Origin of the sequence: Rhizobium sp. RAF36 (assembly GCF_052114105.1) — a bacterium.
Classification (GTDB): Bacteria; Pseudomonadota; Alphaproteobacteria; order Rhizobiales; family Rhizobiaceae; genus Rhizobium.
The window spans coordinates 44,224-64,928 of sequence record NZ_JBFREC010000006.1 but is presented as its reverse complement, the minus strand read 5'-3'; the positions used below and the strand labels follow the sequence as shown (position 1 = coordinate 64,928).

General features: G+C 59.1%; 22 protein-coding genes. 15 read left to right on the top strand and 7 right to left on the bottom strand.

The genetic code is table 11. The features are described 5' to 3' along the window. Positions 1–66 precede the first annotated feature (66 nt). The 4 genes from mnmE to hemE all read right to left on the bottom strand — a co-directional run bounded on the left by mnmE (position 67) and on the right by hemE (position 4,493). Complete coding sequence (gene mnmE / locus AB4Z25_RS20570; protein WP_112540346.1) at positions 67–1,377, bottom strand: tRNA uridine-5-carboxymethylaminomethyl(34) synthesis GTPase MnmE; 1,311 nt, start codon at positions 1,375–1,377, stop codon at positions 67–69. 81 nt (positions 1,378–1,458) lie between these two features. Further along, positions 1,459–2,724 (bottom strand): transcription termination factor Rho, encoded by a 1,266-nt coding sequence (gene rho / locus AB4Z25_RS20565; protein WP_112385999.1) that lies wholly within the window; start codon positions 2,722–2,724, stop codon positions 1,459–1,461. 195 nt (positions 2,725–2,919) lie between these two features. Then, positions 2,920–3,456 (bottom strand): protoporphyrinogen oxidase HemJ, encoded by a 537-nt coding sequence (hemJ, locus tag AB4Z25_RS20560; protein ID WP_112386000.1) that lies wholly within the window; start codon positions 3,454–3,456, stop codon positions 2,920–2,922. 2 nt (positions 3,457–3,458) lie between these two features. Continuing rightward, positions 3,459–4,493: a uroporphyrinogen decarboxylase gene (hemE, locus tag AB4Z25_RS20555; protein ID WP_112540344.1), complete on the bottom strand. Its 1,035-nt coding sequence runs from the start codon at positions 4,491–4,493 to the stop codon at positions 3,459–3,461. Positions 4,494–4,895: 402 nt separating this feature from the next. On the opposite strand from hemE, the gene AB4Z25_RS20550 reads away from it, so the two are divergent. The 5 genes from AB4Z25_RS20550 to dnaQ are packed head-to-tail and all read left to right on the top strand — an operon-like array spanning position 4,896 to position 8,519. After that, positions 4,896–5,717 (top strand): pyruvate, water dikinase regulatory protein, encoded by an 822-nt coding sequence (locus AB4Z25_RS20550; RefSeq protein ID WP_112386002.1) that lies wholly within the window; start codon positions 4,896–4,898, stop codon positions 5,715–5,717. A gap of 35 nt (positions 5,718–5,752) precedes the next feature. Next, the gene (locus AB4Z25_RS20545; protein WP_112540342.1) at positions 5,753–6,352 is read left to right on the top strand and encodes a Maf-like protein; all 600 of its coding nucleotides are present in this window, start codon (positions 5,753–5,755) and stop codon (positions 6,350–6,352) included. Next, positions 6,345–7,202 (top strand): shikimate dehydrogenase, encoded by an 858-nt coding sequence (locus tag AB4Z25_RS20540; RefSeq protein ID WP_112540340.1) that lies wholly within the window; start codon positions 6,345–6,347, stop codon positions 7,200–7,202. The genes AB4Z25_RS20545 and AB4Z25_RS20540 overlap by 8 nt, the downstream gene beginning before the upstream one ends. Next, positions 7,202–7,813 carry a dephospho-CoA kinase gene (gene coaE, locus AB4Z25_RS20535; RefSeq protein ID WP_442208975.1) on the top strand — a complete coding sequence of 204 codons (612 nt, stop codon included), beginning with the start codon at positions 7,202–7,204 and terminating at the stop codon, positions 7,811–7,813. Before AB4Z25_RS20540 ends, coaE begins: the two co-directional genes overlap by 1 nt. Then, positions 7,806–8,519: a DNA polymerase III subunit epsilon gene (gene dnaQ / locus AB4Z25_RS20530; RefSeq protein WP_112540337.1), complete on the top strand. Its 714-nt coding sequence runs from the start codon at positions 7,806–7,808 to the stop codon at positions 8,517–8,519. The genes coaE and dnaQ overlap by 8 nt, the downstream gene beginning before the upstream one ends. A gap of 51 nt (positions 8,520–8,570) precedes the next feature. On the opposite strand, the gene secB is transcribed toward dnaQ, so the two are convergent. Both secB and AB4Z25_RS20520 read right to left on the bottom strand, forming a co-directional pair. Further along, on the bottom strand, positions 8,571–9,047 hold the full coding sequence (secB, locus tag AB4Z25_RS20525) for a protein-export chaperone SecB (RefSeq protein ID WP_112386007.1): 477 nt from the start codon (positions 9,045–9,047) through the stop codon (positions 8,571–8,573). A gap of 84 nt (positions 9,048–9,131) precedes the next feature. After that, positions 9,132–9,647, bottom strand: coding sequence for an FxsA family protein (locus AB4Z25_RS20520; protein ID WP_112540335.1), 516 nt, complete (start codon positions 9,645–9,647; stop codon positions 9,132–9,134). A gap of 102 nt (positions 9,648–9,749) precedes the next feature. Between AB4Z25_RS20520 and AB4Z25_RS20515 the strand changes: the two genes are divergently transcribed. The 5 genes from AB4Z25_RS20515 to gyrB all read left to right on the top strand — a co-directional run bounded on the left by AB4Z25_RS20515 (position 9,750) and on the right by gyrB (position 15,071). Next, entirely contained in the window at positions 9,750–10,454 is a 705-nt protein-coding gene (locus tag AB4Z25_RS20515; RefSeq protein WP_112540333.1) for a Tim44/TimA family putative adaptor protein, read from the top strand. Further along, positions 10,447–11,565 (top strand): murein transglycosylase A, encoded by a 1,119-nt coding sequence (mltA, locus tag AB4Z25_RS20510; RefSeq protein ID WP_112540332.1) that lies wholly within the window; start codon positions 10,447–10,449, stop codon positions 11,563–11,565. The genes AB4Z25_RS20515 and mltA overlap by 8 nt, the downstream gene beginning before the upstream one ends. Next, complete coding sequence (locus AB4Z25_RS20505) at positions 11,565–12,128, top strand: Smr/MutS family protein (protein ID WP_112540330.1); 564 nt, start codon at positions 11,565–11,567, stop codon at positions 12,126–12,128. The genes mltA and AB4Z25_RS20505 overlap by 1 nt, the downstream gene beginning before the upstream one ends. After that, complete coding sequence (locus AB4Z25_RS20500) at positions 12,125–12,505, top strand: helix-turn-helix domain-containing protein (protein ID WP_112540328.1); 381 nt, start codon at positions 12,125–12,127, stop codon at positions 12,503–12,505. Before AB4Z25_RS20505 ends, AB4Z25_RS20500 begins: the two co-directional genes overlap by 4 nt. A gap of 133 nt (positions 12,506–12,638) precedes the next feature. Then, the gene (gene gyrB, locus AB4Z25_RS20495; RefSeq protein WP_112386073.1) at positions 12,639–15,071 is read left to right on the top strand and encodes a DNA topoisomerase (ATP-hydrolyzing) subunit B; all 2,433 of its coding nucleotides are present in this window, start codon (positions 12,639–12,641) and stop codon (positions 15,069–15,071) included. Positions 15,072–15,127: 56 nt separating this feature from the next. Here the strand turns inward: gyrB and AB4Z25_RS20490 are convergent, their stop codons facing one another. After that, positions 15,128–15,721 (bottom strand): nitroreductase family protein, encoded by a 594-nt coding sequence (locus AB4Z25_RS20490; RefSeq protein ID WP_112517910.1) that lies wholly within the window; start codon positions 15,719–15,721, stop codon positions 15,128–15,130. Between the two features lie 161 nt (positions 15,722–15,882). On the opposite strand from AB4Z25_RS20490, the gene AB4Z25_RS20485 reads away from it, so the two are divergent. The 5 genes from AB4Z25_RS20485 (at position 15,883) to AB4Z25_RS20465 (ending at position 20,681) form a co-directional block, all read left to right on the top strand. Next, positions 15,883–16,836 (top strand): glutathione S-transferase family protein, encoded by a 954-nt coding sequence (locus AB4Z25_RS20485; RefSeq protein WP_112540499.1) that lies wholly within the window; start codon positions 15,883–15,885, stop codon positions 16,834–16,836. 94 nt (positions 16,837–16,930) lie between these two features. Beyond that, positions 16,931–17,773, top strand: a complete 843-nt coding sequence (locus AB4Z25_RS20480; RefSeq protein ID WP_112386014.1) for a fumarylacetoacetate hydrolase family protein — start codon at positions 16,931–16,933, stop codon at positions 17,771–17,773. 204 nt (positions 17,774–17,977) lie between these two features. Next, positions 17,978–19,249, top strand: a complete 1,272-nt coding sequence (locus AB4Z25_RS20475) for a polyhydroxyalkanoate depolymerase (protein WP_112540326.1) — start codon at positions 17,978–17,980, stop codon at positions 19,247–19,249. A gap of 143 nt (positions 19,250–19,392) precedes the next feature. Continuing rightward, entirely contained in the window at positions 19,393–19,830 is a 438-nt protein-coding gene (locus AB4Z25_RS20470; RefSeq protein ID WP_112540324.1) for a DUF2852 domain-containing protein, read from the top strand. 86 nt (positions 19,831–19,916) lie between these two features. Then, a complete protein-coding gene (locus AB4Z25_RS20465) occupies positions 19,917–20,681 on the top strand; it encodes a YgjP family zinc-dependent metalloprotease (protein WP_112386017.1) in 765 nt (254 codons plus the stop codon). Positions 20,682–20,705 lie beyond the last annotated feature (24 nt).

The following is a 20,705-nucleotide window of genomic DNA, read 5'->3' as shown; positions in this document are numbered from 1 at the left end:
CAAGTTTGTTTCAGACGTTTCACGTGAAACTCACGCAAGTCACATCCGTCCGATGTTTCACGTGAATCATTTCCCAATACAAAATTCGGAGAAGATCACGTCAAGCAGGTTTTCCACATCCACACGGCCGGTGATGCGGCCAAGGGCATTTGCCGCGATCCGCAACTCTTCAGCCCTCAAATCGAGATCGACAGGGCCATCCATACCAAGAGATCGCTCAATCGCCGACAAGCATTCCGCCAACGAATCCTTATGGCGGAGCCTGCTCGGCAATGAGAAACTATCTGGCCGGACCATCTGCTCAATCCGGCCGCCAATCATCGACCGAAGCTCTTGAAGCCCCGCACCGGTCTGAACGGAGATTGAAAGATCAAGCTCGTTCCTAGCCGGCGCCAGGTCTGCCTTCGTCCCCACGGTCAAGACGCGCGGATCAGCAGGTGTTGAAACCGCGGCACCAACAGATAGGTCATGCAGATACAGCACCAGATCGGCCTCGGCAACCATGTTCTCGGCGCGGCGAATGCCCTCGCGCTCGACGAGCTCGTCTGTCTCTCTCAATCCCGCCGTATCATAGAGCTTCACAAGGTAGCCGCCGATATCGAGATCGACTTGCAGCACGTCCCGGGTCGTGCCCGCGACATCCGTCACGATCGCCAGATCGCGCTGCGCCAGCGCATTCATCAGAGACGATTTTCCGGCGTTCGGTGCGCCGGCAATGACGACCTTAAAACCATCCCGGATGATTTCCCCGGCTGGTGCATCCGAGAGATGCGCGTCAACCGCAGCTCTGAGAACGGCAACCTCTGCCCAGACCTGGTCGGAGACCGACCCTGGCACATCATCCTCATCAGCGAAATCCAACTCCGCTTCGATCAGTGCACGGCACCGCGTCAATCGTTCCGCCCACGAATCGTATAGCGTGGACAGGTGACCGGAGCTGTGCTCAACGGCAAGGCGGCGCTGCATCTCGGTTTCCGCCGCAATAAGATCGGCAAGTCCCTCGACTTCGACGAGATCGAGCTTTCCATTCTCAAAGGCCCGACGGGAAAACTCCCCCTCAACGGCCATGCGTGTCGTCGGGAATTCGCCAAGTCTTGATAGGAGACGCTGCACAACGGCCCGGCCGCCGTGAACCTGAAACTCGGCGCAGTCTTCGCCGGTGAAAGAGGCTGGGGAGGGGAAGAATAGTATCAGGCCCGAATCGATCGGTAGACCGTTCCGGTCACGAATCGTTCGAAGAGTTGCCGATCTGGGGCCGGGGAGACTGCCGATAAGATCCTCGAGGATCACAGATGTGGCAGGGCCGCTGATGCGGATAACCGCAACACCGGACGGCAATCCGCCACTCGACAGCGCGTAGATCGTCTCTCCTGGCATTTCCCAGATCGCCTCTTTCTCTACAAATGGCAAAGCCGGCCGCTATTCGCGACCGGCTTTCTAGCTGAATCCGGCTAAAGACTACGTGTTCATCGAGTCGAAGAAATCCGGATTATTCTTCGTCTGCTTCAGCTTGTCGATCAGGAACTCGATCGCATCGGTGGTTCCCATCGGTGCAAGGATACGGCGCAGAACGAAGATCTTCTGCAGATCCTGGCGCGGCACCAGCAGGTCTTCCTTGCGCGTGCCGGACTTGAGGATATCCATCGCCGGGAAGATGCGCTTGTCGGCGACCTTGCGGTCAAGCACGATTTCCGAGTTGCCGGTACCCTTGAATTCTTCGAAGATGACTTCGTCCATTCGGCTGCCGGTATCGATCAGCGCCGTGGCGATGATCGTCAAGGAGCCGCCCTCTTCGATATTACGGGCTGCGCCGAAGAAACGCTTTGGACGCTGCAGGGCGTTTGCATCGACACCACCGGTCAAGACCTTGCCCGAGGACGGTACGACGGTGTTGTAGGCGCGGCCGAGGCGGGTGATCGAATCGAGCAGGATGACGACGTCACGGCCATGCTCGACAAGGCGCTTGGCCTTCTCGATGACCATTTCGGCAACCTGGACGTGGCGGACCGCCGGCTCGTCGAAAGTCGAAGAAACGACTTCGCCCTTCACCGAGCGCTGCATATCCGTCACTTCTTCCGGACGTTCATCAATGAGGAGAACGATCAGATAGCATTCCGGATGATTGGCAGTGATCGAATGCGCGATGTTCTGCAGCAGAACCGTCTTACCGGTGCGCGGCGGAGCGACGATCAGACCACGCTGGCCCTTGCCGAGCGGAGCCACAAGATCGATGACGCGCGAAGAGAGATCCTTCGACGTCGGGATGTCGAGCTCCATACGGAAGCGCTCGTTCGGATAAAGCGGCGTCAGGTTGTCGAAGTGAACCTTGTGACGGATCTTTTCCGGGTCGTCGAAATTGATCGTGTTGACCTTCAGCAGAGCGAAATAGCGCTCGCCTTCCTTCGGTCCGCGGATCGGGCCCTCGACGGTATCGCCCGTCTTCAGCGAGAAGCGACGGATCTGCGAGGGGGAAATGTAGATATCGTCAGGACCCGGCAAATAGTTGGCGTTTGCAGAACGCAAGAAACCAAAACCGTCCTGTAGAACTTCGACGACGCCTTCGCCGATGATTTCAACGTCCTGGCTGGCAAGAACCTTCAGGATCGCAAACATCAATTCCTGTTTGCGCATTGTACTTGCATTTTCGACCTCGAGCGATTCGGCGAAGGCCAGAAGATCGGTCGGGGATTTACTCTTAAGTTCCTGAAGCTTCATTTCAGCCATGAAGTGACCATTACTCTATATTTCAAAGGGGGAAGGCTATGTCGGGACGTATTCGGTCTCGCGAAAGGCTCGCAGACGACTGAACTCAAAACACATGCCACGAAGATGAGATGCGCGGAAAATAGCGACTAAGATAAGGCGCCGCAAGGGGGCTGCTTAAAATGAAGCAAATTTAACCTGAGACCGCCACAGCCCCTAAAACGGCTTCACCACGACGAGGATAACGATCAGGATCATCAGCGCCGTCGGCGCCTCGTTCATGAACCGCCAGTAGCGCGCCGAACGCCTGTTCCGGTCGGCTGCGAAGTCCCGGACAGCCCGGCTGAAGAACATGTGCACGCCCGTCAAGAGAACGACGAGGCCGATCTTCGCATGTAGCCAGCCGCCTTGGAAACCATAGACCGACCAGGCAAGATAGAGCCCGAAAATCCAGGTCAGCATCATTGCCGGGTTCATGATGATCTTCAGCAGCCGGCGCTCCATCACCTTGAAGGTCTCGGACTGCGCGGAGCCCGGCTCCGCATCCGTGTGATAGATGAAAAGCCGGGGCATGTAGAACAGCCCGGCCATCCAGGAAATCACTGCGATGATGTGCAGCGCCTTGATCCAGAGATAGAGGTTCTCCGGGTTCCAGGCGAAAAGCCCAACTGCCAGAAGCGCAAAGAAGATCAGCGCGAAATGAGCGCGTCGGCGGGCATAGGCCCCTGGCCGGGCATCGGTCTGCTTCTCCATCCTCAGCCTCGCGATCCGCGCACGCGCTCGACAAGCAGCCGCACGTTCTCGGGGTCAGCCTGCGGTGTGATGCCATGACCGAGATTGAAGATCAGCGGCCCGTTCCCGAGCTTGTCGAGAATTTCATCGATCCCTTCCTCCAGAGCTTTGCCGCCGGCAACGACGCGCATCGGATCGAGATTACCCTGGACGGGACCATCCTTCTGCAGCTCCTGGGCAAAGGCAAGCGGCACCGACCAGTCGAGCCCGATCGCATCAGCGCCGGTCTTTTGCCGGTAATCCTTCAGCTGATAACCAGCGCCCTTGGCAAAGGCGATGATCTTGGCCTTTGGCCGCTGGGATCGGATCGAGGCAATCATCCGCGCCACCGGGCGGATCGCGTATGCCGTGAATTCCTTCTCTCCGAGAACGCCAGCCCAGGAGTCGAAGATCTGAACGGCATCGGCACCAGCATCGATCTGAGCCACCAGATAATCCGCCGAGACGTCGGCCAACAGCATCAGCAGACGCTCGAAGGCTTTCGGATGCTTGTAGGCGAACAGCCGGGCAGGGGCCTGATCTGGTGTGCCCTTACCGGCAATCATATAGGTCGCAACCGTCCAGGGAGCTCCACAGAAGCCGAGCAGCGTCGTTTCGGTAGGAAGCTCGGCGCGCAGGCGCCTGACAGTCTCCATGACCGGCTGTAGATAGGAAACGATATCCTCATCGCTGAGATTAGCGATACCCGCTTCGTCGATCGGATCCATCTCCGGTCCATGCCCCTCGGTAAAGCGAACGTTGCGCTTCATCGCATCGGGAATAACAAGAATATCTGAGAACAGGATTGCGGCATCGAAGGCGTAGCGCCGGATCGGCTGCAACGTCACTTCGACGGCATGCTCGGGAGAATAACAGAGGTCGAGGAAACTTCCGGCGGTCTGGCGCGTTTGTTTGTATTCCGGCAGGTACCGTCCTGCCTGTCTCATAAGCCAGACTGGCGGAGGGGTGAGAGTTTCACCGTCGAGAACTCTCAGAATTTTCCGGCGCGTTTCGCTCAAGCGCTTCTTCCCTATAAAAAAACAAAGATATTTTAAAAGGTTTCTATTTCTTAGAGTCGGTGACTATCAAGGATTAAAATCCATCCACTCAAGATACGATTTGTCGCTCGTCGCTCGCTGGCTCAGGACAAATTTGCCCGGCCTCGCCAGTTTCTGTTGAAGGTTTTGAATCACGAAGGGATTCCAATCGCTTCTAACGGCCTGCTGATTGGCCCAATCTGTGGATAAGCTGTGAGCTTCAGATGGGCAGAGAAGAGCTGTCCACAAAGTCCACAAGCCGGCCTGAGCCGTCTCCTGAAAATCCGTATTGTGGAAAACTGGGCATGTTTTCCCTTGCCTCGGACCCTCCGGCTCCCGTAGCTCTTGGTCATCCAGTCTTTTCAACAGGTGGCGGAAAATAACGTGGAGAACCGGACGAACTTCTTCCATCTGCATCTGATATCTGACTCAACGGGAGAGACTCTGATCTCGGCGGGCAGGGCGGCATCGGCGCAGTTCAAGTCCTCGCAGGCGATCGAGCATGTTTATCCGCTGATCAGAAACCGTCGGCAGCTGCTGCCCGTCCTTGACGCAATCGACGGCGAGCCCGGGATCGTCCTTTATACAATCGTCGACCGCGAACTTGCGACCCTGATCGACGAACGATGCGCGGAGATGGGTGTTGCCTCCGTGAACGTGCTGGAGCCGGTCATGGCGGCATTCCAGATATATCTCGGCGCTCCCTCGCGCCGCCGGGTTGGCGCGCAACATGTCATGAACGCCGGCTATTTCGCGCGTATCGAAGCCTTGAACTTCACCATGGACCATGACGACGGCCAGATGCCGGATGATTATAATGACGCCGACGTCGTCATCGTCGGCATCAGCCGGACATCTAAAACGCCAACCAGCATCTATCTCGCCAATCGCGGGATCAAGACTGCCAATATCCCCATCGTCTACGGCGTGCCGCTGCCCGAGGCGATCTTCTCGGCGACTAAGCCGCTCATCGTCTGTCTGATCGCGACGACCGATCGCATTTCCCAGGTGCGGGAAAACCGTGTGCTCGGAGCGACTGCTGGTTTCGACCGCGGCGAATATATTGACCGAGCGGCGATTTCGGAGGAGCTGAAATATGCCCGCTCGCTCTGCGCCAAACACAATTGGCCGATCATCGACGTGACACGCCGCTCGATCGAGGAGACGGCAGCGGCGATCGTTGCCCTGCGGCCAAAGCTGCGCTAAGCGCATCATCACCAGTGAACCGATCGCGAGAACCAATGACATCGCCGCTGATCCTTGCTTCTTCCAGCCCCTTTCGCCGAACGTTGATGCTGAACGCCGGTCTGACGTTCGACGCCCACGCCGCCAGCATTGACGAGCGGGCGATCGAAGCACCACTTGAGAAGAATGGTGCCTCTCCGGATGAGGTGGCCCTCGTGCTTGCGCGGGCCAAGGCGGAGGACGTCAGCAGGCGATTTCCGGATGCCCTGGTGATCGGCTCCGATCAGACCATGTCGCTTGGCGACCGGGTGTTTCACAAGCCGGTGGATATGGGTGATGCTGCAGCCCATCTTGCGGCGCTCAGCGGCAAGACTCATCGCCTCAACAGCGCGATTGCTCTCTACCGCGGCGGCACTGCACTTTGGGATCATGTCGCGCATGCGTCTTTGACCGTCCGCCAGCTGTCGCCGCAATTTATCGAACGGCATCTTCAACGCGTCGGAACCAAGGCTCTGTCGAGCGTCGGCGCCTATCAGCTGGAAGGCGAGGGCATCCAGCTGTTCGAGAAAATCGACGGCGATTATTTCACGATCATCGGCCTGCCCATGGTGCCGCTGCTCGCCAAACTGAGGGAACTGGGTGCGATCGATGGATGATTCACGTGAAACACTTGGCCCCAAGGCTTTCGTCACCGGCTTCCCCGTCAAGCATTCGCGCTCGCCCCTCATCCATGGCTACTGGCTGAAGACGCTCGGTCTGCCGGGCAGCTACCGCGCCCATGAAGTAGCACCGGCGGAATTCGCCGGCTTCATTGCCAGCCTGAAAGATGGAAGCTCCGGTTTCACCGGCGGCAATGTCACGATCCCGCATAAGGAACTGGCCTATCAACTTGCCGACTGTCCGGATGCGCTTTCCGAAGAATTGGGAGCATCGAACACCCTCTGGATCGAAGATGGCAAGCTGCACGCCACCAACACAGACGGCCGCGGCTTCACCGCCAATCTCGATGAACGCCATCCGGGCTGGGACCAAACCGGCACGGCCGTCATCTTCGGTGCCGGGGGCGCAAGCCGCGCTGTCATCCAGGCGGTGCGCGATCGCGGGTTGAAGAACATTCACGTCGTCAATCGCACGCTCAGCCGGGCGCAGGAGTTGGCCGATCGCTTCGGTGCCCAGGTTCGAGCCCATGCGCCGGAGGCGCTAAACGAAGTGATGTCCGGCGCCGGACTTTTCATCAACACCACGTCGCTCGGCATGGATGGTGAGGCAGCACCTCAAATGGACTTCTCGCCGCTCGCTTCAGGCGCAGTCGTGACCGATATCGTCTATGTGCCGCTGCGGACACCGATGCTCATCCAGGCAGAACAGCAGGGCTTCGCAACGGTCGATGGGCTCGGCATGCTCTTGCATCAGGCCGTACCGGGTTTCGCAAAGTGGTTCGGCAGAACGCCCGATGTCGACGCCGAACTTCGTGCGCTCATCGTCGCCGACATGGAAAAGCATTGATGTTGCGGATCGGCCTGACGGGCTCCATCGGAATGGGAAAATCGACGACGGCAAAGCTCTTTGCCGCCGCCGGTATTCCCGTCAACGATGCTGATGCCGTCGTGCACGACCTGTATGCCGGAGAGGCAGTAGCCGCGGTCGAAGCCGAATTTCCCGGAACATCGAAGGAAGGCGCGGTCGATCGCGCCGAGCTGGCCCGGCAACTCGCTCTGCGCCATGATGGCTTCAAGGCACTGGAAGCGATCGTTCATCCGCTCGTGCGCCAGCGCGAAGCCGCATTTCTGGCCAATCAGCAAGCTGCGGGTCAGAGCATCGTATTGCTGGATATTCCCCTGCTGTTCGAAACCGGCGCGGAAAATCGCGCCGATGTGATTGCTGTCGTCAGCTGCGATCCACAGATTCAGAAGGCGAGGGTGCTTGCGCGCCCGGGCATGACGGAAGACAAATTCAAGATGATTCTCTCGCGGCAGATGCCCGATGCCGAAAAGCGCCGGCGCGCCGATTATGTGATCGACACCGGTCACGGCATCGAAATGGCGCAGCAGCGGGTCAGCGAGATCATTGCCGATCTTCAAAGCAGGATCGCCAAAGGAGAGTTCCGGAATGCGTGAGATCATCTTCGATACGGAAACCACCGGCCTCGACAATCGCCTGGACCGGATCATCGAAATCGGCGGTATCGAGCTCTTCAATCATTTCCCGACGGGCCGGACGATCCATATCTACATGAATCCCGGCGACCAGAAGGTCCACCCGGATGCGCTCGCCGTTCACGGCATCACCGACGAATTCCTCAAGGACAAGAAGGGCTTTGCCGACGTCGTCGAGGAGATCATCGAATTTTTCGGTGATGCAAAGTGGATCGCTCACAACGCCACCTTCGATATGGGTTTCGTGAACGCCGAGCTCGCTCGCATCGGCAGGCCGCCGATCTTGCCGGAACGGGTGATCGATACGCTCTCGCTTGCGCGGCGCAAGCATCCGATGGGACCGAATTCGCTCGACGCCCTTTGCCGCCGTTATGGCATCGACAACTCGCATCGAACCAAGCACGGCGCCTTGCTCGACTCCGAACTGCTGGCCGAAGTCTATATCGAGATGATCGGCGGCCGGCAGACGGCACTGGGGCTCGGCGTTGCGGCAGCGACTGGATCCGAAAACACCGATGATGAAACAGATGACGTCGTCCTGGCAGTGCTGGAAAGGCCGCGGCCGCTGGCGAGCCGACTGAGCGAGACCGAGGTCGCGGCGCACGACGCGCTGATCGCCAAGCTCGGGACCAAGGGCATCTGGTCGAAATACGATCGCCCAAACTAAAAATGCCCGGCTTCAGACCGGGCATTTCAGATTTCATCAGCATAAATCAGATCAGTTCGTCTGAACCTTGGCGCGGGTCTGCTCTTCGGCAACGCGCTGGGCGAACATCTGCGCGAAATCGATCGGGTCGATCATCAGCGGCGGGAAGCCGCCGTTGCGTGTCACGTCGGCAATGATCTGGCGGGCAAACGGGAAGAGCATGCGCGGGCACTCAATGAAGAGAACCGGCAGCATGTGTTCCTGCGGGAAGCCGGCGATGCGGAAGACGCCGCCATAGACCAGCTCGGTATGGAATACCGTCTTGTCACCATCCTTGGCTTCCGCGTTCAGCGACAGAACGACGTCGAAATCGGTGTCGGACAGCGGGTTGGCGTTGACGTTGACGCTGATATTGATAGCCGGCGCGGTGTCGCGAGCCTGCAGCGACCGCGGTGCGCCCGGGTTTTCGAAGGAGAGATCCTTCGTGTACTGAGCGAGAATGGTGAGGCTCGGGCTTACTGCACCGGCGCCGTTGTTTTCATCAGCCATTGGATTTTCCTCGAAGGGGCATTTTGATGGTGCCGCCATCTACCATTTCGTGGAAAGGCTTACAACCCTGAGCAAATACAGCGCTCAGTCGCCAAGCCGCTTGCCCGACCAGGGAGAATTCGGGTCGGGTTGCCGCTTGAAATCGTCCTCGTCGAGATCGACCACCTTGCCTCCGGCAGGGCCGCGGGGACGAAAATCGCCACCCGATCCTGCTGACGCGGTAAAGCCACTGGTTCTGCCGACGACGACGAAACGACGGCTGACATATTTCCATGCCAGATCGCGCACCGCCGGAATGCAGATCAGAAGAGCGATGATATCAGAGATGAAGCCCGGGATGACGAACAGCAGCCCGGCAATGACAAGCATGGCAGGCTTCAAAAGTTCGCGGCCCGGAGCAACGCCGTTCCGGCCTTCGGCGGACATGCGCTGCAGGATGCCGAGGCCGTGGCGGCGCAGCATCGACATGCCGACGACCACGCCAAGAACCACCAGTCCAAGCGTTGCCAGAACACCGATCGCCTTGCCGACAATCACGAAGCTCGCGATTTCCGCCAGGGGCAAAAGCAGCATAAAACCGGGAAGCATCGTCAATCGCATCGTTTTCAACCCGCAAGCTTGCGGGCTCCTATTTGAATCATCCGTCTATGCGGACTATATGGGAGTAGAAATTTGGGATGTTAACTGCAATCGCGGGACAATATGAGTTCAAACGACTTCATCACGTTATTTTTCCTGGTAGCGGCAGTGCTGATTTTTTTCCAGCTCCGCAGTGTTCTTGGCCGCCGCACGGGAAATGAAAAGCCGCCGCGTGATCTCTACACGCCCCGTGATGCAGCCGGCCAGGAGCCAGCCGATGCCGGAAAGGTCGTGACCCTTCCGCGCCGCGACGGCAATGGCGAGGAAGAAGATCGCTTTGCCGCCATCGATGCCTTCGCTCCGGCAGGCACGCCGCTCAACGGAGCGCTGCGCGCCATGAACAAGGCCGATCCGTCGTTCACGCCGAAGGAATTCCTGAATGGCGCCAAGATGGCCTACGAGATGATCGTCATGGCGTTCGCCGACGGTGATCGCAAAACCCTCAAGAACCTGCTGTCCCCTGAAGTCTACGATGGCTTCGATGCGGCGATCGCCGATCGCGAAGCAAAGGGCGAAAAGGTGAAATCAACCTTTGTCGGCATCGACAAGGCGGAAATCACCAATGCCGAAGTCAAGGGCAGCGAAGCGCAAATGACCTTGCGGATATCCAGCCAGCTGATTTCGGCAACCTATGACAAGGATGAAAAGCTGATCGATGGCAACGCCGAGGATGTTGCCGAAGTCAATGACATCTGGACCTTCGCCCGCGACACCCGTTCGCGCGATCCCAATTGGAAACTCGTGGCAACCGAATCGGAACATGAGTGACGGTCTGGCAGATTTCACGCTGCACCCCATCAGCTTCGATGAATTGAAGGGCTGGAAGGATGATGATCCTTCCAGCCTTTTTGAAGTCATGGACGCCTGCCGCCGGCAGATCTCCGGCGTAAAGCCTTACCGCACCGGTTCGCTAGGCCTGACCGCCGAGGACCTTCTGTCGCTTCTTGAGAAGGCGCGGGATGCCGGCGTTTCAAACGCGATGAAGGCGCGCCGCTTCTTTGAAGAGAACTGCCGGCCATTTCTGATCAGGAAGAGTGACGGAAAGCCGGGCTTCGTGACGGCGTTCTACGAGCCGGAAATCGCCGTTTCGGCCAAGCCGGATGACGTCTATCGTTTTCCATTCTATCGGCGCCCCGATGACTTGATCGATCTCGACGATACGAACAGGCCAGCCGGGCTTGATCCCTATTACGCGTTCGGCCTGTCGTCGAAGGGCTCGATCAGCGCTTATCCCGACCGGCGGGCAATCGATCAGGGCGTCCTTTCCGGACGCAGCTTGGAGATAGCCTGGGCGAAATCGAAGGCCGATGTCTTCTTCGTCCACGTCCAGGGTGCAGCTCGCTTGCGGTATCCCGATGGTACGATGGGCCGCATCACCTATGCCGCCAAGGCCGGACACCCCTTTTCGGCGATCGGCAAGCTTCTCATCGACCGGGGCGAGATCGATCGCAGCCAGATCTCCATGCAGGCGATCCGCGCATGGCTTGGCGCTCATCCGGACCAGGTCGACGAAGTACTCTGGCATAACAGATCCTACATCTTCTTCCGCGAGGCAGAGGCGGCGGGGGCAACGAGCGGCCCGATTGCCGCCGCCAAGGTTCCGCTCCTTGCCGGCCGTTCGCTCGCAGTCGATCGCCTGATCCACACATTCGGCTTCCCGTTCTTCATCCGCTCGGAAAGCCTTACCCATCTGGATGGCGGACGCGGCTTCGCGCGGTTGATGCTGGCGCTCGACACCGGCTCGGCGATCGTCGGCCCCGCGCGGGGTGACATTTTCACCGGCTCCGGAGACGATGCCGGCGAACAGGCCGGAACGGTCAGAAACGATGCGGATTTCGCCATCCTGATACCCAATGAAGCCGCGGGGCGTTTTCTCTGATGGCTAGGGATCGCAAGCTCAGCACCGACGAGCGCATTCTTTGGGGCAGGGTGGTACGCAGCACCCGCCCGATGGCGGGCAAGACCGGCGAACTGACCGAACTCGACGCCTTCCTGGCTGCTGCCGAGGCGGAAATCGAAGCGACCGAAAAGCAGCGCATGGAGACAGCGCCTGTAACGCCTCCGGTCCAGCAACCCGCCGCCAAGCCGTCCTCCGGTCAGCACCATCCACTCGAGCGCCCGGTCAAGCGCAAGATCGCCAAGGGGCGCCTGGCGCTGGAAGCCCGCATCGACCTGCACGGACTGGTGCAAAGCGAAGCCCATGTCATCCTTCTCGACTTTTTGATCCGCGCCCATGAGCGCGGCATGCGGCACGTGCTGGTGATCACCGGCAAGGGAAGCTCGCTCGGCAGCGAAGGCGCACTGAAGCGCGCCGTGCCGTTGTGGTTCTCGAAGCCTGAGTTCCGGTATCTGATCTCGTCTTACGAATCTGCCGCGCAGCATCATGGCGGCGAGGGCGCTCTCTACATCCGTCTCGCCCGCCGGGCGGGAGATCGCTCATGACGACGCCCTTCGGCGAGGCTGTCCGCAAGCTGCGATCCCGCAAGGGCGTTTCGCAGAAGCAGATGGCGGCAGCGCTGAATGTGTCGCCTGCCTATCTATCGGCGCTGGAGCACGGAAAACGCGGCCTGCCGACCTTCGACCTGCTGCAGCGGATCGCCGGCTATTTCAACATCATCTGGGATGAAGCGGAGGAACTCTTCCTCCTGGCGCGCTCTTCCGACCCGCGTGTTGTCATCGATACGTCAGGTTTGCCGCCCGAATATACGGCCTTTGCAAACCGTTTGGCGGGTCAGATCCGCAGCCTTGACGCGCCCGTCCTGGCGGAGCTCAACGCGGTGTTGGAAAAAGGCGGAAAAGCGGACGGAAAACCGTCATAATCCCCTGCTTAATGCCGGATTTCAAGGCTCCGGCATTGGGATTGGCGCGCAAAAACCCTATATTCCGGAATGAGAAACGCCGGTGATTCGCAAGGTCATCCAGGCCGTTACAACAGGGAAATTCAAAGACAGTATGACCGATACACCCGCGACGGAAAACGGCGTTAGCACCGAGTATGGCGCAGATTCCATCAAGGTCCTGAAGGGCCTCGATGCGGTGCGCAAGCGCCCGGGCATGTATATCGGCGACACTGACGATGGCTCCGGCCTTCATCACATGGTCTACGAAGTCGTTGACAATGCGATCGACGAGGCGCTGGCCGGGCATGCCGATATCGTCACCGTGACGCTCAATGCCGATGGCTCCGTCACCGTCACCGACAATGGACGCGGCATCCCGACAGACATTCACACCGGCGAGGGCATCTCTGCAGCCGAGGTGATTATGACCCAGCTGCATGCCGGCGGTAAATTCGATCAGAATTCCTACAAGGTCTCGGGCGGTCTTCACGGCGTCGGTGTTTCGGTTGTCAACGCGCTGTCCGTCTGGCTTAAGCTGCGCATCCGCCGGCAGGGCAAGCTGCATGAAATGAGCTTCACCCATGGCGTTGCTGATGCGCCGCTGAAGGTGATCGGCGATGCCAGCGAAACCGGTACGGAAGTCAGCTTCATGCCGAGTGGTGAGACCTTCACCATGACGGAATTCGATTATGGCACGCTGGAACACCGTCTCCGGGAGCTCGCCTTCCTGAATTCCGGCGTTCGCATCTTGCTCACCGACAAGCGCCATTCCGATATTCGCCAGGAAGAGCTTCTCTATGATGGCGGCCTCGAAGCATTCGTCGCCTACCTCGATCGTGCCAAGAAGCCGCTGGTCGATAAGCCCGTTGCCATTCGCAGCGAGAAGGACGGGATTACCGTCGAAGTCGCCATGTGGTGGAACGATAGCTATCACGAGAACGTGCTGTGCTTTACCAACAACATTCCGCAGCGCGATGGCGGCACCCACATGGCCGGCTTCCGCGCCGCCCTGACCCGCCAGATAACCTCCTATGCCGATAGCTCGGGCATCACGAAGAAGGAAAAGGTCTCGCTGACCGGTGATGACTGCCGCGAAGGCCTGACGGCGGTTCTGTCGGTGAAGGTTCCGGATCCGAAATTCTCATCGCAGACAAAGGACAAGCTGGTTTCCTCGGAAGTCCGCCCTGTCGTTGAAAACCTTGTCAGCGAAGCGCTGAGCACCTGGCTCGAAGAGCATCCCGCGGACGCCAAAATCCTGGTCGGCAAGGTGGTGGAAGCCGCCGCCGCCCGCGAAGCGGCCCGCAAGGCACGTGAACTGACGCGCCGCAAGGGCGCGCTCGATATTGCATCGCTGCCCGGCAAACTCGCTGACTGCTCCGAGCGTGATCCGTCGAAATCCGAAGTCTTCCTCGTCGAGGGTGATTCGGCAGGCGGTTCGGCAAAACAGGGCCGTTCGCGCGAGAATCAGGCAATCCTGCCGCTGCGCGGTAAGATTTTGAACGTCGAGCGTGCCCGTTTCGACAAGATGCTATCCTCGGCGGAAATCGGTACGCTGATCACCGCACTCGGCACCGGCATCGGCAAGGATGAGTTCAACGTCGAGAAGCTGCGCTACCACAAGATCATCATCATGACGGACGCTGACGTCGACGGCGCCCATATCCGTACATTGCTGCTCACCTTTTTCTTCCGCCAGATGCCTGAGCTGATCGAGCGCGGCCATCTCTATATCGCCCAGCCGCCGCTCTATAAGGTCGCGCGCGGCAAGTCGGTCCAGTACGTCAAGAACGAGAGTGCACTGGAAGACTACCTGATCGGCCAGGGTCTCGAAGACGCTGCGCTGAAGCTTGCAAGCGGTGAGGTGCGCGTCGGCCAGGACGTGCGCGAAGTCATTCAGGACGCTTTGCGCCTGCGCACGCTGCTCGATAATCTTCATTCGCGCTACAATCGCGCCGTTGTCGAACAGGCAGCGATCGCCGGCGCATTGAATGCCGAGGCCGTCAGCGATCGCAGCCGTGCCGAAGGGCTGGCTGCCGAAGTCGCCAGGCGTCTCGACATCATCGCCGAAGAAACCGAACGCGGCTGGGAAGGCGGACTGACGAGCGAAGGGGGTCTCCGTCTCGAGCGCATGGTCCGCGGCGTCAAGGAAGTTGTCGTGCTCGACATGGCGCTGATCGGCTCGCAGGATGCTCGCCTTATCGATCAGCTTTCGGCACGCCTCAAGGAAATCTACGACGTCCCGCCAAAGCTTTCGCGCCGCGATGGCGAAGTCGAACTTGCCGGGCCTCGCGCTCTTCTCGAGACGATCTTTGCCAGCGGCCGCAAGGGGCTGACGATGCAGCGCTACAAGGGTCTTGGCGAAATGAATGCCGAGCAGCTCTGGGAAACGACGCTCGATCCGAACGTCCGCTCGCTGCTGCAGGTCAAGGTTAACGATGCGACCGATGCCGATGGATTGTTTGCCCGTCTGATGGGCGATGAAGTCGAGCCGCGCCGCGAGTTCATCCAGGAAAATGCGCTCAGCGTCGCAAACCTCGATATCTAATTGATATCAAAGAAAAAAGCCGCGCAGTGAGAGCTGCGCGGCTTTTTTGTTTTGGCTCAGTTGGCGACAAATTTGCCGTTGAAGGCAACTTCGGCCAGCGGCTTGCGCTGGCTTGGAAACTCGCGTGCCTGGTTGCGCTCCGAAAGCACGCTTTTGTCGGCAAGGCGGCCAAGCGCGATGCCGGCTTCGACGCGGTAGCCTTCGGGGATAGCAAACGTCGTCATGATCTCGTCGTGCTTGATGCCGCCCATGCCGTGGGCATAGAAGCCGGAGAAGCGCGCCTGCATGGCAAAATGGCCCCATGCGGCACCGGCGTCGAAGGAATGCGTGTAGCTTTTCTTGCCCTCTGAAAAATCACCGCTGAATCCGCGCGAAACCACGAAAAGCAGGGCGGAGGCGTTCTTGGCCCATTCCTGATTGGCTTCAGCAAGCAATCCAAGCGCGGTTTCGAAATGCTCGGAACCCTTCAGCGCATAGATGAAGCGCCAAGGCTGCTGGTTGGCAGAGGAGGGCGCCCAATGCGCGGCGTCGAGGATCGTCAGGATCTGCTCTTCGCTGATCATTTCGCCGGTAAAGGCGCGCGGCGACCAGCGGTCGAGAAACATGGCTTCGATGGGAAATTGGGATTCGCGGCTATTACTTGTGGTCATGGGGGGCTCCGGTCCATTCTGCCTATGGTCATATTTCCCGGCCCCATCACTTGGCAAGCGCCGGTTTCGCGATCGCACGACAGTCTGTTTCCAAAAACAGGGCCTCCCAGCCATGCGAACACGCGGTATCTATTCGCATCGCGATGACGAAGGAGCCGGTGATGCTGGTAAATGGAAAATGGACCGAGGATTGGCAGCCGGTTCAGGCGACGGATGCCAAGGGCGGCTTTGTGCGCCAGACATCCAGCTTCCGCAACTGGGTCACACCGGATGGATCGGCAGGCCCGACAGGCGAGCTGGGTTTCAACGCCGAGGCCGGCCGCTACCATCTCTATGTCGCCTATATCTGCCCCTGGGCTTCCCGCACGCTGATTGGACGGACGCTTAAGGGCCTGGACGGCGTCATCAGCGTCTCCATCGTCGAACCGGCGCTCTCGAAGCAGGGCTGGCGTTTTGGTGACTATCCGGGAGCGACCAGAGATACCGTCAACAGCGCCACCTATATGCATGAGATCTATACGAAAGTTGACCCGGATTTCACCGGCCGGGCAACCGTCCCTGTACTTTGGGACAAGCAGAAGCAGACGATCGTCAACAACGAATCGGCTGATATCCTGCGCATGCTGAATAGCGGATTCGGCGATCTCGCGAACAGTGCGATCGACCTTTATCCGGATAACAAGCGTTCGGAGATCGATGCCTTCAACGACCACATCTATTCGCGGCTGAACAACGGCGTCTATCGCGCCGGATTTGCGACGACGCAAATCGCCTATGAGGAAGCTTTCGCCGATGTCTTTGCTTGCCTCGATTGGGTCGAGCCGCAATTGCAGGGACGGGCCTTTCTCTTTGCCGATCATCCGACCGAGGCCGACATCCGCCTCTTCGTGACCCTGGTGCGTTTCGATCCGGCCTATCACGGCCTCTTCAAATGCAACCTGCGCCGCGTCGCCGACTATCCGAATCTGAAGGCATTCTGCCGGCGCATGCTGGATTGTCCGGGCATCGCTGCCACCGTCAATATCGATCACATCAAGCGTGGCTATTATTCGATCGAGAAACTCAACCCGACCGGGATTGTGCCGGCAGGCCCAGATTTGTTGGAGATTTTTTAAAGCCGCGTACCGCTTCGGGGAAAACCCGTAATGACATGGTTGGACAACTGGTGCATAGCTCTTTGCGAATTCTTTTCGATGAGGAGGACATCCCATGAAACTGATGCGTGTAGGCCAAGCGGGTAGCGAGAAGCCGGCGATTCTTGATGCTGACGGCAAGATCCGTGATCTTTCCGCCCATGTTTCCGATATTGGTGGTGCGGCGATTTCTCCCGAAGGCCTGAAGAAGATCGCGGCGCTCGACCCGAAGAGCCTGCCGGAAATCGCGCCGGGCCGTATCGGCGCTTGCGTCGCCGGCACCGGCAAGTTCATCTGCATCGGCCTGAATTTCTCGGACCATGCCGCCGAAACCGGCGCCACCGTGCCTCCCGAGCCGATCATCTTCATGAAGGCGACCTCCGCCATCATCGGTCCTGATGACAATGTCGTCATTCCGCGCGGCTCGGAAAAGACCGACTGGGAAGTCGAGCTCGGCGTCGTCATCGGCAAGACCGCGAAATACGTCTCGGAAGCCGAAGCGCTTGATTATGTTGCCGGTTATTGCGTTTCCGACGACGTCTCCGAACGGGCCTTCCAGACCGAGCGCTCCGGCCAGTGGACCAAGGGCAAGTCCTGCGACACCTTCGGCCCGATCGGCCCCTGGCTGGTCACCAAGGATGAGATTCCCGATCCGCAGAATCTCGGCATGTGGCTGACCGTCAATGGCGAGAAGATGCAGGACGGCTCGTCGAAGACCATGGTCTATGGTGTCGCCTTTCTCGTTTCCTATCTCAGCCAGTTCATGTCGCTGCATCCCGGCGATGTGATTTCGACGGGCACGCCGCCCGGCGTCGGCATGGGCCAGAAGCCGCCGCGTTATCTCAAGCCCGGCGATGTTGTGGAGCTCGGCATCGAAGGTCTCGGCACCCAGAAGCAGACTTTCGTCGCCGATATCTGACCGAACCGGGTCTCTTAACGATTGAAGAGCATGATGATGCCGGGGATGTGATGCCCCGGCATTTCTTTTGCGGTGCGCGCACCTATGTTGCTATGCAACAAAAGCCTGTTAATCTGCGTTGAAGTGCCAGCAGAGATAATGGAAAGAAATGTGTGCCAGCCCCCAAGGCGCCGTCTTTTCCGGTAAAGAAAGGTGGCGCATCTCATGTTTTATCAGCTCTACGAACTGAATCACGCTGCAATGGCGCCGTTTCGCGCTGCCGCCGATGTGATGCGGATGGCCTATGCCAATCCGCTCAATCCTTGGTCCCAGACACCGTTCGGCCGCACGATCGCTGCCAGTCTCGAAATGTTCGAGCGCACCACGCGCCGCTATGGCAAGCCGGAATTCGGCCTCCCGGAAACCGTTATCGATAGCAAGAAGGTCAAGGTCCGCGAAGAGATCGTCTGGTCGAGGCCGTTCTGCAATCTGCTGCACTTCTCGCGCAATCTGCCCGCCGATCATCGCGATCCGCGAATCCTGATCGTCGCGCCGATGTCAGGCCACTATGCGACGCTGCTGCGCGGCACAGTCGAAGCTCTTCTGCCAAGCGCTGATGTTTACATCACTGATTGGATCGATGCACGCATGGTGCCGATGACCGACGGCACGTTCGATTTTGACGACTATGTCGATTACGTCATCGAGATGCTGCATTTCCTCGGTCCCGACACGCATGTCGTTGCCGTCTGTCAGCCCTCGGTACCGGTGCTTGCCGCCGCTGCCGTCATGGAAGAAGCAAATGATCCGCTCTCTCCGGCGTCGATGACGCTGATGGGCGGCCCGATCGATACGCGCATCAACCCAACGGCTGTCAACAAGCTTGCGAAAGACAAGCCGCTGGAATGGTTTGCCGACAACGTGATCATGAATGTTCCGTGGCCGCAGCCGGGTTTCATGCGTCCCGTCTACCCGGGCTTCCTGCAGCTCTCCGGCTTCATGTCGATGAACCTTGACCGCCACCTCGTGGCGCACAAGGAGTTCTTCATGCATCTGGTGAAGAACGATGGCGAGCCGGAAAAGCACCGCGATTTCTATGACGAATATCTGGCGGTCATGGATCTGACGGCGGAATTCTACCTGCAGACCGTCGATCAGGTGTTCATCAAGCACGCGCTGCCAAAGGGTGAACTGGTGCATCGCGGCAAGCTTGTCGATCCCAAGGCGATCCGCAACGTTGCCTTGCTCACCGTCGAAGGCGAAAATGACGACATATCGGGCGTCGGGCAGACGCATGCCGCGCAGACGATCTGTACGAACATTCCAGACAACATGCGCATGCATTATCTGCAGCCGGATGTCGGCCATTACGGCGTGTTCAACGGCTCGCGTTTCCGCAAGGAGATCGCCCCGCGGATCGTCAATTTCGTCCGGGAGCACGCACGCTCCTCGAAACCTGCCGTCAAGCGCGTCATCAAGGGCGGCAAATCCGGCTAGTTAGCGATTGCTGATTTAATCCTTGTCATTCAAGGCATTGTCCGATTTCGCGGGCAATCGTCTTGAAGGGCCGTGGAGCGGTAACCACATCGATTTCCAGCATTCGGTATTCTGCCGGGTGCAGAAAGCGAGGATACCGCACGATGAACCAGTCAGCATTGCTTCGCCCGGATTGGACTCCGGCTACCATTGCCCTGATGGTGCTGGGCTTCGTGGTCTTCTGGCCTCTCGGCCTGGCCATGCTTGCCTATATCATCTTCGGCGAACGCCTTCGCGGCTTCAAGCGCGATGCCAACAACGCTGCCGATGGCTTCTTTGCCAGCTGCCGCCGTTCGACGCATGGCCGCCACCGCCCGCATTTCTCGACAGGCAACGTCGCCTTCGATGACTGGCGGAAAGCCGAGATCGACCGCATCGAGGAAGAGCGCCGCAAGCTCGACGAGATGCGCGAAGAGTTCGACAACTACATGCGCGAGCTTCGCCGCGCCAAGGACCAGGACGAATTCGACCGCTTCATGCGCGATCGCAAGAACGCCAAGCGCGACGACAACGGCCCGGTCGCTGAATACCAAACGCCTTGAAGGCTTTGGTGAAGAACGAGCGAACCGGCATCCTCGATGCCGGTTTTTCTTTGTCTGGAATTGCCCGAATCGTATAGAAAAGCACCATGTTTCCGCTTCTTTCCAAGCCGCGGCGCCCGTCCGTCAGAAAGCCTGCTCCGCCGGAGACACGGACGCTTGATGTCGCCGGCCGATTGATGCCGCTGACGATCAAGCAGCATGATCGCGCCACGCGGATCACGCTGCGGATCGAACCCGGTGGCCGGGCGCTGAAAATGACGGTGCCGCGCGGGCTCGCCCAGCGCGAGGTCAACGCCTTCCTCGACCGCCATCAGGGCTGGCTGCTGACGAAGCTCGCCAAGTTTTCACAGGATACCGGGCTTCAGGATGGCGGCGAGATCCTCCTTCGCGGCATCCGTCACCGCATCAGACTTACCGGCAGCCTGCGCGGCCTTACGGAAGCGGTCATCGTCGATGGCGATCATATCCTCAGGGTCAGCGGAATGCCGGAGCATCTCGGCCGGCGGGTCGCCACCTTCCTGAAGAAGGAAGCCCGCGCCGATCTCGAACGCCTGGCGCATTTCCACGCCCGGTCTATCAAGGCGCCGATCAAGTCGATCTCGATGAAGGATACGCGCAGCCGCTGGGGATCCTGCTCTTCCGAGGGAAATCTGAGCTTTTCCTGGCGCATCGTCATGGCGCCGCCTTCCGTGATCGATTATCTCGCCGCCCATGAAGTGGCCCATCTCAAGGAGATGAATCACGGCCCGCGCTTCTGGGCGTTGTGCGAGAAGCTCTGCCCCGATATGGATGAGGCCAAGGGCTGGCTGAAGCGCCACGGAAGCCTGCTTCACGCCATCAGTTTCGACTGAGCGGAAACCGCGCGAAATTAAGCC

Bases quoted from the DNA above. Each gene is read 5' to 3' on its own strand.
- AB4Z25_RS20470 (WP_112540324.1), top strand. From the start codon at position 19,393: ATGAACCAGTCAGCATTGCTTCGCCCGGATTGGACTCCGGCTACCATT.
- AB4Z25_RS20545 (WP_112540342.1), top strand. From the start codon at position 5,753: ATGACATCGCCGCTGATCCTTGCTTCTTCCAGCCCCTTTCGCCGAACG.
- AB4Z25_RS20520 (WP_112540335.1), bottom strand. From the start codon at position 9,647: ATGCGATTGACGATGCTTCCCGGTTTTATGCTGCTTTTGCCCCTGGCG.
- coaE (WP_442208975.1), top strand. From the start codon at position 7,202: ATGTTGCGGATCGGCCTGACGGGCTCCATCGGAATGGGAAAATCGACG.
- mnmE (WP_112540346.1), bottom strand. From the start codon at position 1,377: ATGCCAGGAGAGACGATCTACGCGCTGTCGAGTGGCGGATTGCCGTCC.
- AB4Z25_RS20540 (WP_112540340.1), top strand. From the start codon at position 6,345: ATGGATGATTCACGTGAAACACTTGGCCCCAAGGCTTTCGTCACCGGC.
- AB4Z25_RS20500 (WP_112540328.1), top strand. From the start codon at position 12,125: ATGACGACGCCCTTCGGCGAGGCTGTCCGCAAGCTGCGATCCCGCAAG.
- AB4Z25_RS20490 (WP_112517910.1), bottom strand. From the start codon at position 15,721: ATGACCACAAGTAATAGCCGCGAATCCCAATTTCCCATCGAAGCCATG.
- gyrB (WP_112386073.1), top strand. From the start codon at position 12,639: ATGACCGATACACCCGCGACGGAAAACGGCGTTAGCACCGAGTATGGC.
- secB (WP_112386007.1), bottom strand. From the start codon at position 9,047: ATGGCTGATGAAAACAACGGCGCCGGTGCAGTAAGCCCGAGCCTCACC.
- AB4Z25_RS20485 (WP_112540499.1), top strand. From the start codon at position 15,883: ATGCTGGTAAATGGAAAATGGACCGAGGATTGGCAGCCGGTTCAGGCG.
- AB4Z25_RS20480 (WP_112386014.1), top strand. From the start codon at position 16,931: ATGAAACTGATGCGTGTAGGCCAAGCGGGTAGCGAGAAGCCGGCGATT.
- AB4Z25_RS20505 (WP_112540330.1), top strand. From the start codon at position 11,565: ATGGCTAGGGATCGCAAGCTCAGCACCGACGAGCGCATTCTTTGGGGC.
- AB4Z25_RS20515 (WP_112540333.1), top strand. From the start codon at position 9,750: ATGAGTTCAAACGACTTCATCACGTTATTTTTCCTGGTAGCGGCAGTG.
- mltA (WP_112540332.1), top strand. From the start codon at position 10,447: ATGAGTGACGGTCTGGCAGATTTCACGCTGCACCCCATCAGCTTCGAT.
- AB4Z25_RS20465 (WP_112386017.1), top strand. From the start codon at position 19,917: ATGTTTCCGCTTCTTTCCAAGCCGCGGCGCCCGTCCGTCAGAAAGCCT.
- AB4Z25_RS20475 (WP_112540326.1), top strand. From the start codon at position 17,978: ATGTTTTATCAGCTCTACGAACTGAATCACGCTGCAATGGCGCCGTTT.
- rho (WP_112385999.1), bottom strand. From the start codon at position 2,724: ATGGCTGAAATGAAGCTTCAGGAACTTAAGAGTAAATCCCCGACCGAT.
- dnaQ (WP_112540337.1), top strand. From the start codon at position 7,806: ATGCGTGAGATCATCTTCGATACGGAAACCACCGGCCTCGACAATCGC.
- hemJ (WP_112386000.1), bottom strand. From the start codon at position 3,456: ATGGAGAAGCAGACCGATGCCCGGCCAGGGGCCTATGCCCGCCGACGC.